At 40.4% G+C, this 19,492-nt stretch carries 11 protein-coding genes; all 11 read left to right on the top strand.

Features of this window, described 5'->3' with window-relative positions:
* Positions 1-11: 11 nt before the first annotated feature.
* Entirely contained in the window at positions 12-1,766 is a 1,755-nt protein-coding gene (locus AC07YT_RS18720) for a RagB/SusD family nutrient uptake outer membrane protein (protein WP_086544804.1), read from the top strand.
* Between the two features lie 95 nt (positions 1,767-1,861).
* Complete coding sequence (locus AC07YT_RS18725) at positions 1,862-2,953, top strand: alkaline phosphatase family protein (RefSeq protein ID WP_086544805.1); 1,092 nt, start codon at positions 1,862-1,864, stop codon at positions 2,951-2,953.
* 556 nt (positions 2,954-3,509) lie between these two features.
* Positions 3,510-4,478: a metallophosphoesterase family protein gene (locus AC07YT_RS18730; RefSeq protein WP_086544806.1), complete on the top strand. Its 969-nt coding sequence runs from the start codon at positions 3,510-3,512 to the stop codon at positions 4,476-4,478.
* A gap of 18 nt (positions 4,479-4,496) precedes the next feature.
* Complete coding sequence (locus AC07YT_RS18735) at positions 4,497-5,426, top strand: metallophosphoesterase family protein (RefSeq protein ID WP_086544807.1); 930 nt, start codon at positions 4,497-4,499, stop codon at positions 5,424-5,426.
* Positions 5,426-6,178: a DUF2490 domain-containing protein gene (locus AC07YT_RS18740; protein WP_086544808.1), complete on the top strand. Its 753-nt coding sequence runs from the start codon at positions 5,426-5,428 to the stop codon at positions 6,176-6,178. Before AC07YT_RS18735 ends, AC07YT_RS18740 begins: the two co-directional genes overlap by 1 nt.
* 85 nt (positions 6,179-6,263) lie before the next feature.
* Positions 6,264-7,286 (top strand): LacI family DNA-binding transcriptional regulator, encoded by a 1,023-nt coding sequence (locus AC07YT_RS18745; RefSeq protein WP_086544809.1) that lies wholly within the window; start codon positions 6,264-6,266, stop codon positions 7,284-7,286.
* A 472-nt stretch (positions 7,287-7,758) separates the two neighbouring features.
* Complete coding sequence (locus AC07YT_RS18750) at positions 7,759-9,060, top strand: M12 family metallopeptidase (protein ID WP_086544810.1); 1,302 nt, start codon at positions 7,759-7,761, stop codon at positions 9,058-9,060.
* A 274-nt stretch (positions 9,061-9,334) separates the two neighbouring features.
* Positions 9,335-11,602 carry a catalase/peroxidase HPI gene (gene katG / locus AC07YT_RS18755; protein ID WP_086544811.1) on the top strand — a complete coding sequence of 756 codons (2,268 nt, stop codon included), beginning with the start codon at positions 9,335-9,337 and terminating at the stop codon, positions 11,600-11,602.
* 195 nt (positions 11,603-11,797) lie between these two features.
* Positions 11,798-16,936: an FG-GAP-like repeat-containing protein gene (locus AC07YT_RS18760; RefSeq protein ID WP_086544812.1), complete on the top strand. Its 5,139-nt coding sequence runs from the start codon at positions 11,798-11,800 to the stop codon at positions 16,934-16,936.
* Complete coding sequence (locus AC07YT_RS18765) at positions 16,906-18,759, top strand: NHL domain-containing protein (RefSeq protein WP_086544813.1); 1,854 nt, start codon at positions 16,906-16,908, stop codon at positions 18,757-18,759. The genes AC07YT_RS18760 and AC07YT_RS18765 overlap by 31 nt, the downstream gene beginning before the upstream one ends.
* Positions 18,747-19,442, top strand: a complete 696-nt coding sequence (locus AC07YT_RS18770; protein WP_086544814.1) for a fibronectin type III domain-containing protein — start codon at positions 18,747-18,749, stop codon at positions 19,440-19,442. The genes AC07YT_RS18765 and AC07YT_RS18770 overlap by 13 nt, the downstream gene beginning before the upstream one ends.
* Positions 19,443-19,492 lie beyond the last annotated feature (50 nt).

The following is a 19,492-nucleotide window of genomic DNA, read 5'->3' on the forward strand; positions in this document are numbered from 1 at the left end:
AATTGAAGATCATGTTAAAGAATATAGGTATTTATTTAAGCATTGTTATAATTTTAATATGCTTTGGAAGTTGCAAAAAAGACTTTCTTGATAAACTCCCGATTACGGATATCGCTCCGCAAACTTTTTTTAAAAATGAAAAAGACCTGGAGTTATATTGTAACGGTTTGTACAGTCTGGTTCCTGGTGCAGGCATCATGACCGATGATACACAAAGCGATAATATGGAAACCCTACCTTATGATAAAGTAGTGGCCGGCGAATATCTGGTGCCAAGTACAGGTGGTGGCTGGAGCTGGAGTTATTTGCGGAGTGTAAATTATTTTCTCGAAAACTATGGTAAAGCAAATGCTGCTGCTGAGGCAAAGAACCATTATGTTGGCGTGGCCCGTTTGTTCCGTGCCTGGTTCTATTTCGATAAAGTAAAGCGGTTTGGAAATGTGCCCTGGTATTCGGGAACAATGAACATTAATGACGAGGCGCAGCTGTATAAACCACAAGACCCGCGTACGCTGGTAATGGATTCTGTATTAAAGGATCTTGATTATGCTTCAGCAAATATTCGGACATCTAAAACCCCGCTGTGGACAATAAACCGTTATGTGGCACTATCCTTAAAGTCGCGAATTTGTTTGTTTGAAGGTACCTGGCGCAAATACCGTGGAATTGCCGATGCAGATCGTTTTCTTATTGCCGCAAAAGATGCAGCTAAAAAAGTGATCGATGAAGGAGGTTATTCTTTGTACACTACAGGAAAGCCCGACGTAGATTACCTCAATTTGTTTGCCATGTCTGATGCGCCTCAAAACGAAGTCATATTGGCTTACGAATATAGTACAATATTAAACTTAAGGCATGCATTTAGTGCCGAATCTGGCGCTTATGGCAGGGGTTTTACCAAAGAGATGGTCAATTCTTACCTGATGAAAGACGGTACTCCATTTACTTCAGTTGCCGGTTATGCAACAAAAACCTATATGGATGAATTTGAAAACAGAGATCCAAGGTTGATTCAAACGGTGCTGAATCCACTTTATACCCGTACAGACAGAACAGATGCAAGCAAAAGATTTAGTCCCATTCCTAAAATTCCCGGAGGCACACCAACAGGCTATCTTCAGGTGAAATTTTACCAGGATGATCCGATTAAGGAGATTTACGGTCAATCTGATAATGATGCTCCGGTAATCAGGTATGCAGAAGTGCTGCTAAATTATGCTGAGGCTATGGCTGAGTTGGGAACAATTACCCAGGCGGACCTTGACTTGACCATCAATAAACTACGCGATCGTGTTGGAATGACCGGAGCTGCCCACCTTAACATGGGCGTGGCTATAGATCCGGTTTTGGCTGCGCAGTATCCTGATGTAAGCAGTGCCCTGATTTTGGAAATTAGAAGAGAGCGCCGTGTGGAGCTTGCAGGCGAGGGTTTTAGGTACAGTGATATCTTACGCTGGAAAGCTGGAAACCTGCTCGCAAAGAAGTTTTACGGAATTTATTTCCCTGGACTTGGGGAGTACGACCTGACTAAGGATGGCAAACTCGACTTTGCGATTGTTGCCGCTATACCTGCAGTAAAAACACCAGGCGTTACTTATGCTGTGATTAACAAGGATATCTACCTTTCCAACGGGAACTCAGGCAATATCGTTCCTTATCCAAATCAGACCAAAACATTTAACGAAAATAAAAATTACTTATTTCCGATCCCTACTTCAGAGTTATTACTGAATAAAAACCTTATTCAAAACCCTGGGTGGCAATAAAATTGGTTACCGGTTAGTTTGAGATAGCCCTCCTTCGGGAGGGCTTTTCTACAATTGTTTAAAAATGATCGTATACGATCGATAGAAAAAATAATATGAAAAAAGCAGGTATTCTATTCTTGTTTATAAGTTTGGTTAATCATTTTGCTATTGCACAGCATAGTAATAAAGCCGGGAACCTCATCATCATTTCAATAGACGGATTGCGGTGGCATGAGGTATTTCAGGGAGCCGAACAGCAACTTTTAACAAATAAAAAATACAATTCTCAGGATTCTACCGAGCGGATTAACAAGTACTGGGCCGATAATGAGCAAGACCGGCGGGTTAAACTCATGCCATTTGTATGGCGTACAATAGCAAAGCAAGGGCAGCTTTATGGCAACCGAAAAGAAGGAAGTTTGGTTAACGTTAAAAACACTTTTTGGTTTTCTTATCCTGGCCGAAATGAAAATTTAACAGGTTACCCTGATCCTAAAGTAAACAGTAACGACTATCCTGATAATCCGAATAAAAATATACTCGAGTTTATAAATCAGCAAAAAGGCTATAAAGGCAAGGTGGTGGCCTTTGCTTCATGGGATGCCGTGGCCAGAATTATTAACCGCAATAGAAATGGATTAATGGTGAATAACCCATTTGAGGATGTTAAAGGAAACAACCTTACAGAGGCCCAAAAACTGGCTAATGAAGTACAACATTACGAGCCGCAGTTATGGGGCAGTGGCGAGCGCTGGGATGCAAGTACTTATGCTATAGCAAAATCATATATCACAGCCAACCACCCTAAAGTAGTATATCTGGATCTGGCAGATACTGATGATCATGCACATGATGGTAAGTATGATTTCTATTTGGATGCCACCCATAATATTGATGCCATGATCGGCAGTTTATGGAATTACATTCAGAAGGATCCGTTTTATAAAGATAATACAACAATCATTGTTATGCCAGATCATGGCCGGGGCGAAGGAAAACAATGGACAAGTCATGGTTCCGGTACGCCACATTCTAATGATACCTGGTTTATGGCTTTGGGACCAAATATAAAACCGCTGGGCGAAGTGAAAAATAACGGACAGATTTATCAGGATCAGTACGCTAAAACAATTGTCAGGTTATTGGGCTTTAATTTTACTTCGGTAAACCCTATAGGCGATGTGATTGAATCTGTTGTGAAATAACAGGAACATGAAATGATAAGCCATTTTTTCGCTGTAGATACCCATTTGTCAAAAACCAGGCAAATGCACAGTTAAGCTTTAAAATATCGGCAGCCTACCATTGGCAGGATATTAGACCTCATATCAGCTTTATTTTCTATATGGGGAAAAACTTAACCCAATCCAATTAATGTTGATGCACGAGCTTCTATTATATTTTCATCAGATCAGGCAGCAGTAATACCCGGTTTTCAATTATAAGCTGACAGATTATTAAGCGCAAATTAAAACAATCGTCATTCTGTTTACCGGCTGATGTTTTTTTGTGTATAAGTTATTGTTAATCACGCAGGTAAGCAGGAGTGTGCATCATAAAATAAAATAAAAAATAAATTAATAGTTATAAACTTTGTTTAGTATTTGTATATTTGGTATGACTGAATATTAACTGATAGTAGTCGTATTTTAACTTGTTGATGAGGCGGGCTGGTTTTGAATAAATCCGCTTATCTCCAAAGATAACCCTGCGTTTGCAGCAGAAAAATATACCTAACAACTAAGCCATAATCTAAAAATAATGGACAGGAAAGAATTTTTAAAAACAACAGGACTAGCGGGTGGAACTATGCTTTTTGCCCGGTTTCCTGACTTAAGTCCGGCCAAAAAGAAAGTCAGGATTGGTATGATCACCGATCTTCATCATGATGTAATGCATGATGGCATATCGCGCCTATCTGCATTTATTGATGAAATGAACAGGGAGCAGCCCGATTTCATTATACAGGGTGGTGATTTCTGCTATCCAAAAAAAGCAAATAGTCCACTAATGGATGTTTGGAATCAGTTTAAAGGTCCTAAATACCATGTAATTGGTAATCACGATACCGATGGCGGATATACACGCGATCAGGTCGTAACCTTTTGGAATGCCAAAGCTAAATATTACGCTTTTGATGTTAATGGTTTTCATTTTGTCGTGCTGGATGGAAATGAGCATAACGAAAGTGCCGATCGGCCAAAAGGTTATGCCCGTTTTATTTCGCCTACACAACTCGACTGGCTCAGAAAAGACCTTGAATCAACTGATTTAGAAACCGTGGTTTTTTGTCATCAGGGACTGGATAATGATGCAGGTGGACTGGAAAACGGCACATTGCTGCGGTATACGCTGGAGCAGGCCAATAAAAAAGCAGGGAAACAAAAGGTAATTATGGTCATCAGCGGCCATCATCACCAGGATTACTACAATTACATTAATCACATCCATTATGTGCAAATCAACAGCGCATCATACCAATGGCTTGGCGATAAGTATAAAGAAAGCCGTTATTCGGAAGAGGTAGATAAAACACATCCATACATTAAATATACCGTGCCCTATAAAGATCCGATATGGGCGATGATTGAAATTGACCATAAAAACAGAATTACAATTAAGGGTAAAAAGACTGTTTTTGTAGGTTCCTCGCCCGAAAAATCAGGGGTAAATATGGACGATTACATATATCCGATCGTACCCTATATTTCAGACCGAAACTTAGGATAAATAAATTTAAACACACAAATGAAAAGAAGAGATTTAATTAAAACACTTGGAGCTACGATAGGAACGATTGCTTTGACGAGTGTTGCAGACACATCAGTTGCTGCGCCAATCAAGAAAAAGAAGGCTTTAAAAATTGCACACATTACCGATGTGCACATCAGACCTGAGCACAATGCTGTTGCCCGCTTTAAGAAATGCCTCGAAATGATTAAAAAGGATAAAGTAGAGCTGATTCTTAATGGTGGCGATTCTATTTATGCGGCTGATTACGATCACATTACCAAAGATCGGGTAGAGCAGCAATGGGCCTGCTGGAACGAAAGTGTGCAGGTTGTAAAAGGTATCCCCATGCACCACGTGTTGGGAAATCATGACATGTGGTGGAAAGGTAAAGATGATGAGTTGGGCGGTAAAGCTGGGGTATTAAAGATGCTGGGCATGAGCAATAATTATTATAGCTTCGATCAAAAAGGCTGGCATTTTATCATGCTGGATAGTAACCATCCAACAAATCCGGGTATGCTGGATGACGAACAATGGAACTGGTTTGTAGAAGATGTAAAAAAGAACAGTCAGGATAAGCCTACACTAATCATGTCGCATTACCCATTGTTGAGCTGTACCGGTATTGTAGATAACAAAGCAGATTTTAGAGGGCCATTTAAGGTTAGCGGGAGTTACAACCACCTCGATATTATGAAGTTTATTGAAGTGTTTAACCAGAATAAGAACATTAAACTTTGTTTAAGTGGCCACATTCATTTACTGGATAAGGTTTGGTACAATGACGTTGCTTATTTATGTAATGGCGCAACCAGTGGTTTCTGGTGGGAGCCGGGAGATGATGGTAAAAGTGCCTATAAACAAACCGTGCCAGGTTATTCTCTTCTCAATCTGTACGATGATGGAAGTTTTGAGCATGAATACATAAAGTACGAATTGAAGTAATGAAACGGATATTTACATTGGTTTTAGGTTTAAAGCTGATTTTAATTTCTGCTGATCTTTGCGCACAAGTTACCACTTACAATCAGTTTTGGAACGATTTCCAATTTGTAACACCGATAAAAGGCAGGTGGAGCAATGAAATAAATCTTGGCCAGGTATGGACGGGTGTGCCCGCAAATAACAATCCTTTTTATGCCAATGCACAACTTTATGCCAGAGTATGGATTCATTATTCACTTTCAAAAGCTAAATTTTCGGTGTTTACCGGCTATAACCATAACCCCGAAATTATACTTGCCGGACAGGATGGTCTTCCGGAAATCAGATCTGCCATTCAGGGTATTTATTATTTCAGAAAAACGCCTTTTACCTTATCTGCCCGACTGAGGTTAGAAGATCACCGTGACAAACGAAGTTTAGGTGGTTTTGATGAAAGTTACCGGGTAAGGAGTCAGTTGAAGCTGGTAAAGCCCATAAATGCATCACAAATAGTTAAAGGAGCAGTTTACATGGTCGCTTCTGAAGAAGTATTTACGCAAACTGCGCCCAATGTGTTTAGTCAGCCAAGGCTGGGAAGTAATAGACTGACCATTGGGTGTGGATATGCACTCACCGATGATTTTTTAATCGAAGTGGATTATGCTAATGATTACTACCCTGATAAAATACAGCAGCTTTCTTACCACAGTATGCAACTGAATTTAAGCTGTTATAATTGGGTGAAAAACCTAAAGGATGCTTTGCTGAAGTGAGATGAAATATGATACCAATAAAAAAATAAAATATCCAGTCTGGCATGCTGGAGTTACAATCAATTTACCTTCTAAATAAAATAATATGAAGTCGAAACCTGCAACATTAAAGGAAATTGCTGATTTACTTGGTCTTTCTATCAGTACTGTTTCACGGTCCTTGATTGATCATCCAACCATTTCTCTGGTGACCAGAGAAAGAGTGAAAAAATTAGCAAAGAAGGTTAATTACAGGCCAAACCATTCGGCTCTTTCTTTTAGGTCGGGACGTACATTTACCATTGGACTTATCCTGCCTGATCTTTCCGAAACCTTTTTTTCTACGGCAATGACTGCTATAGAGGAAATGGCAATGGCCAATAATTATGCGGTTTTTGTAGCCCAGTCTATGAATAGTGAAGAACAAGAAATAGCCCTGGTAGAAAAAATGATTGATTTTAGGGTAGATGGCTTATTGATTGCGCTGGCAAAAGAAACGCAGACTTTTGGTCATTTTTCCAGGCTTAAAGATAATGGTATTCCAGTTGTGTTTTTCGATCGCGTTCCCCCTTATTTCAGCATCAATTCAGTATGTTGTAACATCGAATTAGCCACCCAGCAGGCGGTTGATTTTTTATTAAAGAAGGGGCACCGGCGAATAGGCATGATTAACGGACCCGAAAGCCTGCTTTCGAGTACGGAGCGTAAAAACGGTTATATCAAGGCGCTGGAAAGAGAGCAAATCTCTTTTGATCCGTCCCTGTATACAGAATGCGACCTAACAGAAAGTGGCACCGAAAAAGAAATGGATAGGCTTTTAGCAGTACCCGGCAGGCCAAGCGCAGTGCTTGCATTTAACGACTATGTGGCCATTTATGCAATCAGGAAACTTAGGGCACAACACATTACTGCTGCTGAAGCAATAGACTTTGTCAGTTTTTCAAACCTTTCCGTTTTACGGTTTATGGATTACAGACCCATTGCCACGGTTGAGCAATCACCAGCCCTGCAAGGCAAAACCGCAATGCAGATCTTAATGGACCTCGTCAATTCCAGGTACAATGGCTCGGTATCAGAACAGCGGTTCAGAAATGTTGTTCTTGAAGGAAAACTGGTGCTTGATCAATAATTTTACATTACCATCTTAAAAGAATTAAAGTTCTGATATGCATTGGTGCATGTTAGATTAAAAGCCCTGCAAATTAATTGCAGGGCTTTCTGTTTATCTACGTTGATTCTATTAAACACCATCATTAGTGCGCATTTCGGCCAAATTTTATTTTGTATGTTTAATAATATTTGTCAGACTTATTTATTTGTATTTTAAAATCAAAATCCGGTATAATTTGGTTAATAAACGGCCGTTTTTGTGTTTAGCATTTGTTAACTTCGGTTATGTTATTTTATAAATTATTGTAAGGATTTTTTTTCGTGTTTTATAACGGTGAAAATGAATTGGAGGTTTCTTAAACACTGAATGGCTTTTTAATGGCGTAAAAACAATTAAAAGCAGATAAATCTTGGTTTGGGGCTTAACAGAGGCGTTAGGCAAAATATGCTGTCGCATTAAATCATTCAATCTAACCATAAAACAAAAAGTAATGAAAACAAACAAAAAGATTTACCTGGGCGTATTCACAGCCATCCTACTCAGTATTTCAGTTATAAGTTGTAAAAAACAGGGCATCGAAAACAATGCTGAAACCGATGTGAAAAAGCTAGACAACATGCATGAGTTTAATTTCGGAGGAAATAAAATCCTGGTGAAAGAAGATAAGGGCATCTATTACCTTTCAGACGATGTTATCTTAACCGAACAACAATTTAACTTGTTGAAAGCCAATAACAATGCCGCAATGTCTTCCACAGCAAGGGCGTTAATTATGAATTCGCTGGTTAAACGCTGGACAAATTCCATCGTATATTACAGTCTGAGCAATCTGGGGGCAGATACCGCTTCTTCGCTAAAAGCCATGCAATATATCGCCAGGGTATCGCCACTTACTTTTGTACAAAGAACATCGCAAACAAATTATATCAATTTTGTTAAATCTACCGGGAACAGTTCTTCAGTAGGTATGGTTGGGGGTGCTCAAAACCTCAATTTATACAATTATAATACACCTGGCATTATCATTCATGAGCTGTTTCATGCACTGGGCGTAATGCACGAACAATGCAGAACCGATCAAAGCAGTAATGTAATTATCCATCCTGAAAACATTCCCGATGATAAAGAATTTAACTTTAATCAGGTGTCGGCTACCAGTTATACCAATCATGGTAACTTCGATTTCGAGTCGATTATGATGTATGAGCCTTATGCTTTTTCGAGCAATGGTCAGCCTACCATTACCAAACTCGATGGTTCTACTTATCAAACCAGTTATCCGGCAGCTAACATGTCGCCAACAGATATCGCAGGTATCAACCAGCTTTACACGGGCTTTACATACGTAGGTTTACCGGCAAATACCAGTTACGAAATTGCTTCAGCATTGGATAATACCAAATTGTTAAATGTACCTGGCAGCGCTACTGCTGATGGGACACAGGTAATTATTTACACCGATGGAAACTCTAATAACGCAAGATGGAGTGTAACCAAAAATGCTGATGGATATTACAGGCTATCACCTTTACATGCACCTACTAAAGCGCTTACGGTAGTAGGCAGTGCTACAGCAAACGGAACCAAATTAGAAATCAGGACCCACACTGGCGCCACTTCGCAACAGTTTAACATTACACCTGAGGCTAGCGGTTATTATATTATTTCGCCTCGTAATGCCCCTTCAAAAAATGTGGATGTTCCGGGCAGTGCTACCGCCAATGGTACATTACTTAATATCTGGAGTTACGGTGGTGCCAATAACCAAAAATTTAAGTTTAATACTTTCTAACAAGTCATCTCCATATATACCTGTTTCATCCTGCCCCCCTAAAGTTAATGCTTTGGCGGGGGCATTTTATTTTAAGCAGGAATTAACCTAAGATTAAATTTTAGTGATTTAAACCCCATCACCCTTCTAAATTGCTGATATAGCACATTAATAGATTCTAACTATTCCATTATAGAATTAAATGATTGTGATTAGTTATTTCAATTCTCTAAATTTATAATTATCCGGTCAATCTGTTAAAGGATCAGAATTTCACTAACAAAATAGTATACATATGGAAAAAGAATCGAACGATATTAGCAAGTGCCCGTTTCATAATGGCAGCATGAAAAGTAATGTAGGTGGTGGCGGTACCAGAAATGGCGACTGGTGGCCAAAGCAGTTAAAGTTGAGCATTTTACGCCAGCATTCTAATTTATCCAATCCAATGGATGGTGAATTTAATTATGCCGAAGCTTTTAAAAGTTTAGATTTAGCCGCCTTAAAAGCAGACCTACATGCACTGATGACCGATTCGCAAGATTGGTGGCCGGCAGATTTCGGTCACTATGGAGGTTTATTTATCCGCATGGCGTGGCACAGCGCCGGAACTTACCGGGTAGGGGATGGTCGTGGTGGTGCCGGTGCCGGATTACAACGTTTTGCACCGCTGAACAGCTGGCCAGACAATGTGAGCCTTGATAAAGCCCGCAGGTTACTTTGGCCAATTAAACAAAAATACGGGCGCAAAATTTCGTGGGCAGATTTAATGATTTTAACCGGGAATATCGCTTTAGAATCGATGGGTTTTAAAACCTTTGGTTTTGCCGGTGGGCGCGAGGATGTCTGGGAAGCAGATGAATCGGTATATTGGGGTTCAGAAACAACCTGGCTGGGTGGCGATCTTCGTTACGCACATGGTTCTGACGGCGCAAATAAGGCACATGGAGTAGTGGTTACTGATGATGATGCCGATGGCGATGTGCACTCCCGTAATTTAGAAAAACCATTGGCAGCAGTGCAGATGGGATTAATATATGTAAACCCTGAGGGACCGGATGGAAATCCAGATCCAATTCTTGCCGCTAAAGATATTCGCGATACTTTTGGCCGCATGGCGATGGATGATGAAGAAACGGTAGCATTAATTGCAGGCGGACACACCTTTGGTAAAACCCATGGTGCAGCTTCGGCCGATCATGTGGGCAAAGAGCCTGAGGCCGCTGGTATCGAAAGCCAGGGTTTTGGCTGGAACAATAGTTATGCTTCTGGTAAAGGTGCAGATGCCATTACGAGTGGATTAGAAGTAATCTGGACCACAACACCAACGCAATGGAGTAATAACTTTTTCGAAAACCTGTTTGGATTTGAATGGGAATTATCGAAAAGCCCTGCTGGTGCACATCAGTGGAAAGCTGTAAATGCAGAAGCCATTATTCCTGATGCATTTGATGGATCAAAAAAACACCTGCCAACCATGCTGACCACCGATCTTTCTTTAAGATTCGACCCGGCATATGAAAAAATATCAAGACGTTTCTTAGAAAACCCCGATCAGTTTGCTGATGCATTTGCAAGAGCGTGGTTTAAATTAACCCACCGCGATATGGGACCGCTGGCGCGTTACCTGGGACCAGATGTACCTCATGAAGAATTGCTTTGGCAGGATCCAATACCTGCGGTTAATCATGCATTGGTCAATGAAAGTGATATTGCCGCATTAAAAGCAAAAGTACTGGCTTCGGGATTGAGTGTGGCCGAACTGGTTTCTACCGCCTGGGCATCGGCTTCTACTTTCCGAGGTTCTGATAAACGTGGTGGTGCCAATGGTGCACGGATCCGTTTGGCTCCGCAAAAAGATTGGGCTGTTAACAATCCTCCGCAATTACAAAAAGTATTGGGCGTATTAGAAGGAATCCAACAAGAATTTAATGGAGCACAAGTTGATGGCAAAAAAGTTTCGCTTGCCGATTTAATTGTACTGGCGGGTGCTGCTGCAGTAGAAAAAGCTGCAGGGCATTCAGTTACCGTTCCTTTTGCACCAGGCCGAATGGATGCTTCGCAAGAACAAACCGATGTAGAATCTTTTGGTTATTTAGCGCCTGTTGTTGATGGTTTCCGTAACTACCGTAATTCAAAATCTCCGGTTCCTACAGAAGAATTCCTGATTGATAAAGCCCAGTTGCTTACTTTAACAGCACCTGAATTAACGGTGTTAATAGGCGGCTTACGTGCGCTCGATACCAATTTCGATGGTTCTAAAAATGGGATCTTGACTATAAGACCAGGTCAGCTGACCAACGACTTCTTTGTAAATCTATTAGATATGGAAACCGCATGGAAAGCCATTGCTGAAGATAAGGAACTTTACATTGGAAGCAGTCGTGCTACGGGTCAGCCAAAGTGGACCGCAACCCGTGCCGATCTGGTATTTGGTTCTAATTCAGAATTAAGAGCAATTGCAGAAGTATATGCCAGTGCAGATGCAGCAGGCAAATTCGTAAAAGACTTTGTGGCTGCATGGAATAAAGTAATGAATTTAGATCGTTTTGATTTGAATTAATTTTAAATACAACGCAACATTTAAAGGCACCGGAAATTTCGGTGCCTTTTGTTTGAAATGGGAATCGCAATTCTTAAAATATTCGATCATTAAATTAGCTTATACCTAGTAATTTACATTGTTCGTACTATTGTTTTATTGGGGTAATAACTTTATTTTCGTCTTACCAAACAAACTGACACAGCGCTCCATTTAATGAAGAAATTTCTTATTTCTATTTTAATCTGCATTCTGCATTTTAATTTATCCTATTCGTTTGCCCAAGTACCTGTAATCAATAGCTTTAATCCCAAAACAGGGCCAGTTGGTTCTGATGTTGAGATTTTGGGGACAGATTTTAACCCTAATGCTGGATCTAATACCGTTTTCTTTGGAGCAACGCAGGCGCAGGTTAAATCAGCAACAGCAGGCAAACTTATTGTTAGCATTCCTAGTGGGGCCAACAATAAGCCGATAACGGTCCTCAACCGATCAAACGGTCTTCTTGCGCAAACCAAAACTTCCTTTATGGTTACTTCACCGTTTAATGGGAGCATTACAGCCGATGATTTTTCGTCAGGACAAAATTTTACCACAGGGAATGCCCCGAAAAATTTTGCCATTGGAGATTTTGATGGCGATGGAAAACCTGATGTAGCAGTTACCAATACTGAGCAGGGAACCATTAATGTTTTTAGAAATACCTCAAATAAGAATGAAAACATTGCCTTTGAAATGCAGCAATCTTTGTGGCTTGCTTCAACAAATGTAATCGTTGCAGATTTAAATGGCGACGGAAAGCTTGATATCGTTGCTACCGGGCAATACAACATAAATATTTTTGTTTTTATCAATAGATCTGCCCCTGGCAATGTACGTTTTGATTCTTTGTCAAGTTTTAGAGCAGCAGGCGAATGCACCCACATCGATGTAGTTGATTTTGACGAGGACGGAAAACCTGATATTGTAGCTACAACAGTTGCATATTATAACAAAACAATATCTATCCTTAAAAATACTTCAATAAACGAAATATTGTCTTTTGATAGTTTTATGGATTTTAACGGGACAGACAATGGTTATTATTTAAGCTGTAAGGATTTTGATGGTGATGGAAAGGTCGATATATCAGTAAGCAACGGAGGCTCGGTAATTTTTCTCCGTAATACCTCCAGTATAGGTAAGATAAATTTTGCTGCCAAGGTTAGTTTTAAGGCCGAAGGCTGTTATGATGCAGGCGACATCGATGGGGATGGAAAGCCTGATTTTATTAGTGTAACAAGAGAGCCTGGTGTTGTTAGTATTTTCAAGAATAGTTCTTCAGCAGGTAATCTGAATTTTAGCTTGGCGAAATCTTTTTCTACTTCTCCTTATCCTAGTACTGTGTTTATTCAGGATGTTGATGGAGATGGTAAGAATGATTTTTTTACCTATGATGGTATTGGAAAGCCTCGGGTCTTTCGTAATATCAGTTCAACAGTTATCGATTTTGACCTAACGAGTGGAATAGTAATTGACGGTATTGATATTGCTGTTGCAGACATGAATGCAGATGGCGTAGCAGATATTTTAACTTCGAAATGGTCTTCGGGTGTAATTTGTGCTTATTTAAACGTTAGTCAACGGGTAGTTAATACTTCTGTCCCCAAAATCACTTCCTTTAGCCCTCTAGCTGCCTCTAAAGATGCTTCAGTGCAGATAAAAGGTTCCGGTTTTTCGGCCGTTGCCGCAAACAACGATATTTTTTTCGGATCAACAAAAGCTGTTGTAACCAAGGCAAGTGGCAATGAGCTTACCGTTAAGGTTCCGCAGGGAAGTGCTTACGAACAGATTTCTGTATTGAACAGGGAAAGCCTGAATACCGGAAGATCTGCTTTTCCGTTTACTTATTCTCCATTCTTATCAAAGAAAGCTATCTATAGCTCAGATTTTGACCCAGAATTCAAAATATCTGGACCACAGTATTTCAATAATTCAAAGTTTGCCGATCTGGATAATGATGGGAAACCTGATTTAATTGTCTCAAATTCTAATACAAACGGAAACGGCATTTCAATTTATCGCAACATAGCTAGCCCTGGCGCTTTAAATGCCAGTTCCTTTGCTTCCAAAATAGATCTTGGTGTTAACGGAAAGGTTTACTTTGTGAGTACAGGAGATGTTAATGGCGATGGCAAAATAGACCTTTTGTTAACTATTGATCATAGACTGTTGATTTTTATCAATACAACAACCAATGGAAACATTTCATTTGTCAATAAAATCAATTTGGAATACAATAGCTCGGCCGAGGAAGTTTTGGTGAATGATGTTGATGGTGATGGGAAGGCAGATCTAATAGCTGTGGGCTCGGGTTATATAGCAATGGTTTTTAAGAACACCTCCATTATGGGGCAAATCGAATCAATATCATTCGCAAGCCCAGTAACACTTTACAGTAAAACCCGTATACACGATCTTAGGTTAGGCGATATCGACGGCGATGGAAAGATTGATCTTACATTTCTAGAAGAATACGTTGGCAACATGCCAGCAGGTTTTGTGATCATGTTGAACAAGTCTGTACCAGGCAATATCAGTTTCGATTTAGGTACAAAAATTACCGTTTACAATAATAGCTTATGTTTTAATCTTATTGATATTGATGGGGATAACAGGTTGGATGCTGTGGTAGGATGTGGCTCTGGTTCGGGCTTTCTCCTGTTTGCCCAAAATGCATCCACACCTGGTAATGTGAGCTTTGGCGGCCTGATGGTAAAGCCTTTGGAAAACAGTCTTTCAAAAATTGATATAGCTGATATTGATGGCGATGGCAGACCAGACCTTGCTTTTGCAGATAATAGTAAGAATTTTGTGGCGATTTTCAGGAATGCTTCGGTGAATGGCACATTTGATAAGGATGTTTTCGGACAATTGGCTAAAATACCAGTTAGTGCTGAAAACCCAAAAATAGTGCTTGCAGATATCGATGGTGATGGCCGGGTCGATATCCTCACAACCGGTTATACTTCGCTGTCGTTTTTAAGAAACAATCCAAACCCCTTACAGGCACCGCCAACTATTACCTCCTTTTCGCCTTTAAATGCAAAAACGGGCGCTTTGGTAAGCATTACAGGTAAATTTTTAAGTAATGCCACAAATGTAAGTTTTGGCGGCAAGGCTGCCCTGAGTTTTAAGGTTGTTTCCGATAACCTGATCGAGGCCACTGTAGCCAATGGTTTGTCTGGTGTAATACGTGTGGTAACACCAGATGGTGCTGGAGAAATCGATGGTTTTAAATATGATGCGCCACCGGTTCTGTCCTCGTTTTCTCCCGTACTGGCATCAGCGGGCGAAACCATTACCATAACAGGGAGCAATTTAACAGGTACAACCGCTATAAGTTTTGGTGGAGCCCCGGTAAAATCATTTAACGTAATTTCCGATCAGAAAATAGAAGTTGTGCTGGCTGAGCATACAAACTCAGGTAGTATTATCATCACAACACCAAATGGAACTGGAGCGATTTCCGGTTTTAAATTCCCCTTACCCAATATTTCTATCGATGCAAAAAAATCTTTTTTAGCTGGAACAAAAATTACACCTATCGAAATCAAAAATTCTGGTGGGCGTATTCCAAATGCCCTTTACTCTGAAGTATCCACTCATGCAGGAAGTGGTAACGAAGGACTCATCAACGGTACTGGACTGGCCGCATTCTTCAATCTTCCAAGCTCAACTGCCACAGATAAAGATGGAAATGTATATGTAACAGATAGTAAGAACAATGTCATCAGAAAGATTACGCCTGCAGGGCTAACTTCAACTTATGCGGGGAACGGTAAAGCAGGATCGGCAAACGGTACAGGTCTATCTGCGAGCTTCAATTCACCAATGGGTATAGCCGTAGATCTTAACAACAATGTATATGTAAGTGACTATACCACCAGCCTGATCAGGAAGATATCTCCAAGTGGCGAAGTATCTATTTTAGCTGGCGGGGGAGCAAGCGGTGCTGATGGACAGGGAACTGCAGCTGGCTTTAATAATCCCGCTGGTATTGTAACCGATTTTAACGGAAATATATTTGTTTGCGACGTTTCTAATCATAAGATCAGAAAGATAACGCCGGAGGGTTTGGTAAGTACCGTTGCAGGTAGTGGTATTGGCAGTGCAGATGGCGTTGGAAATGCTGCAAGTTTTAATAGGCCATACGGAATTTCGACAGATGGAATGGGCAATTTTTATGTTGTCGAATATACTGGGAATCTTTTGCGTAAAGTTACCGAGAATGGGATTGTGAGCACGATCGCCGGAACAGGCAATAGTTTTGCTACACTTGATGGGCAGGGAAAAGATGCCCGCTTTAATCAGCCTGCAGGGGTTGTAGTAGATGGCGGCGGCAATATTTTTGTATCAGAGAATTATAATTTTATCAGAAAAGTAAGTCCTTCCGGTTATGTAACTACTATTGCCGGTAATGGTAAGCAGGGCAATCAGAATGGGATAGGTACATTGGCCATGTTTAAACTGCCCTATCAGATCAGCGCCAATGGTTTTGGCGATATTTTCGTGGCAGATATGTATAATCATCAGATTAAAAAGATAAGTACTGTGGGCTACCAGGTTACGCCTACATTGCCACAAGGTTTAGAACTCAATGTTGATGGAACCATAACAGGTACTCCAACAGAAGAGGCTACGCTAAAAGAATATACTGTTACAGCCTATAACGTTTCTGGATCCAGTTCTGCAAAAATTACGATAGAAGTAACCATTCCAGGCGCGCCCATTATAACAGCATTCAGTCCGTTAACTGCAAAAGATGGCGAAACAGTCAAGATTTCGGGAACTGGTTTTACCGGAGCAACAGAGCTCTCTTTAGGTGGCATTTCAGTTGCTTCATTTATTGTAGATTCTGATAGCCAGATTACTGCAATTGTAGGCATGGGCAGATCGGGTGATGTGAAAATTATTACTCCCGGAGGAGAAGTAAGTAAAACTGGTTTTGTTTATTCTGGTCCGTATATCGAATCGTTTATGCCACAGGCAGCTGCTTCCGGACAAAGTATTACCATATCCGGATCTGGATTTTTGGGAACAAACCAGGTAAGTTTCGGTGGAAGGGCAGCTGCCAGCTATAATGTAGAATCGGATACCAAAATAGTAGCTGTACTGGGCATTGGAGGAAGTGGTGATATTTTGGTTAAGAACAGTATCGGAACAGGCAGAAAAATGGGATTTCTTAAGATCAAAGCAACCCCGGTTACGATCAGCTATGAGAATAAACATATTTTTAATGTAAACCGTACCGTAAAAGTATTGCTCCTACGGTTCAGGGAGGTGTGGTACCCGAAGAGATATATACAAACGTAACGACCTACGCCGGAACCTTTGAGTATGGCGCTACTGATGGCCCTATAAGCCAGGCATCATTTTTTTACCCATCTTATATGGCCATCGATCAGGCTGATAATATTTATTTGGTTGCTGGCCAAACTTCAGCCATACGCAAAATTTCGGCAGATGGGGTAGTTAGTACCTTGGTACCAACTGCAGCACTCAGTTTTCTCGGAAGTTCATACGTTAGTGCAATTGCGATTGATGCCAGCGGAAATCTGTATGTTGCTGTAGGTAACGGACTGATGATAAAAAAAATCAGTCCATCTGGGATGGTTACCCATTTTGCCGGCAGCGGTAATGTTGGTTCTAATGATGGAAGTGCCAACGACGCGAGCTTTAATAACATCATGGGGCTGGTGGTCGATTCACATGGCGACGTATATGCAAGTGATAATGGGAATAATATGATCCGCAAAATTTCCCAGACAGGGGTTGTAACAACCTTTGCCGGTAGTCCTTTTGGAGGAACCAGGGACGGCAACATTTCGCAGGCGCAGTTTTTAGGCCCTGCGGGTTTAGTCATTGATCCAATAGGGAATATTATTGTTTCGGATAGCAAAAACAATCTGATCCGGAAAATTTCTACCACTGGTAACGTAACTACGCTTGCTGGTAACGGAACAGCTAGCTATGCCGATGGCTTAGGCAACGCCGCTGCATTTAATAGACCAAACGGTATATCGGTAGATGATTTAGGCAATGTTTATGTGGCAGATTTCCTGAACTACCGTATACGTAAAATAAGCCCTGCGGGGCAGGTTTCTACATTGGCTGGAATGGGCACCTTTACCTCAAAAAACGGCGTAGGCACTGCTGCGGGTGTATTGACGCCGATGGGTATTGTGGTCGATCAAAAAGGAAGTGTGATTTTCAGCGAATATAACGGTTCGATGTTAAAACGGATTTCGCTCAACGGTTACACTATCAGTCCGGCCTTACCGATAGGTTTAGTGCTTGATAGCAAAACCGGTATCATAAGCGGTACACCCACCAAAGAATCTGCTGCTGCAGATTATATTATTACTGCAAACAACCAGGGCGGGGCAGGTACCTCAATAATTAATATTGCGGTAACCGCATTCAATTTGCCAATGGACAATTTTGTTATAAAAGGTACCTCTTCTACCTGTCCCGGTGCCAACAGCGGTTCAATTGAAATTACCGCAAAAGAGAAATTGCCTTACCGCGTGGCCATCACAGGATACGGTCCAATAAGCGGCCAATTTAATGATCGTATTGTTTTTAATGATCTTCGCCGATTTATATATACCGTTTGTATTACCATTGATGGACAACCTGATTTTAAACGTTGTTTTACCATTGCTATCGATGAACCACCACCACTAACCGTATATTCTGCTATTAACAATGATAATAAAATAGTGAAACTCCAACTTGCGGGAGGTGAAAATTATCAGATTACACTTAATGATAAAACTTATAGTACGTCCCAGTCAACGTACAATCTTAAACTGGTAAATGGTATAAACAACTTAAAGGTACAAACAGATATGGCTTGTCAAGGCATTTATACTGATAAGATACTGATAAGTAATAAATTAATGGCTTATCCAAATCCCTTTAGTGATGAGTTAAATATATTACTGGAAGAAGCAGAAACTGGCAAAGCCAATATAGAGATAGTAGATGCCTCTGGAAAAAAGGTTTACAATAAACAACACGATATTAATTCAGGCACCACTACATTACAGCTTTCACAAATGGTGCCTGGGGTATACGTGGTAAAGGTTCGTTTGGCGGCAAAAACAACAATATTTAAAGTATGGAAAAAGTAAGAATAGTAGTAATAGTTTTGGTAATTGCCATTTTTGCTGGATGTGCTAAAAACCCTGGCGAGCCTGATGTTTTGCTTGGGAAGGCAAATTTACTTCTTCCTTTAAAAGATCAACCATGTTTAACCGGAACCAATATTACTGCCACAGAAAGTACTGTTGCCTTTAGTTGGCAGCCAGCAGAAAATGCAGAAGGTTATGATTTGATCATAAAAAATCTGCTTACCAATCAAGTTATTACAATGCGTACGGCTTCGGTATCGCAGAACATAAATTTATTATTGAATACACCATATTCTTGGCAGGTAAAATCATTGTCGACAAGATCAAGTGAAACACCATTAAGCGAGGTTTGGAAATTTTTTAATGCCGGTCCCGGTCAGATATCCTTTTCACCTTATCCTGCAGATATGATTTCGCCTTATATGAACCAAAAAATCACAGCTGTTAATGGAAAAGTAAACTTAAAATGGTCTGGAGCAGATCCCGATAAAGATATTGTGGGCTATAGTGTTTATTTCGGTACAATTGCCAATAACCTGAATACGATTATCGACAATAAGATGGTTACGGAAGCTTCTGATATCAGCGTAGTTCCGGGAAATGTGTATTATTGGAAAGTAATTACCAGAGATGCAAGAAGCAATATTTCAGATTCAGGTACAATAAGTTTTACAGTAAATTGATATCAGCTTTCTGATGGATATAAAATCTGGTTTTAAATTTGGTGTAGGAC

Source organism: Pedobacter sp. GW460-11-11-14-TSB4 (assembly GCF_059423705.1).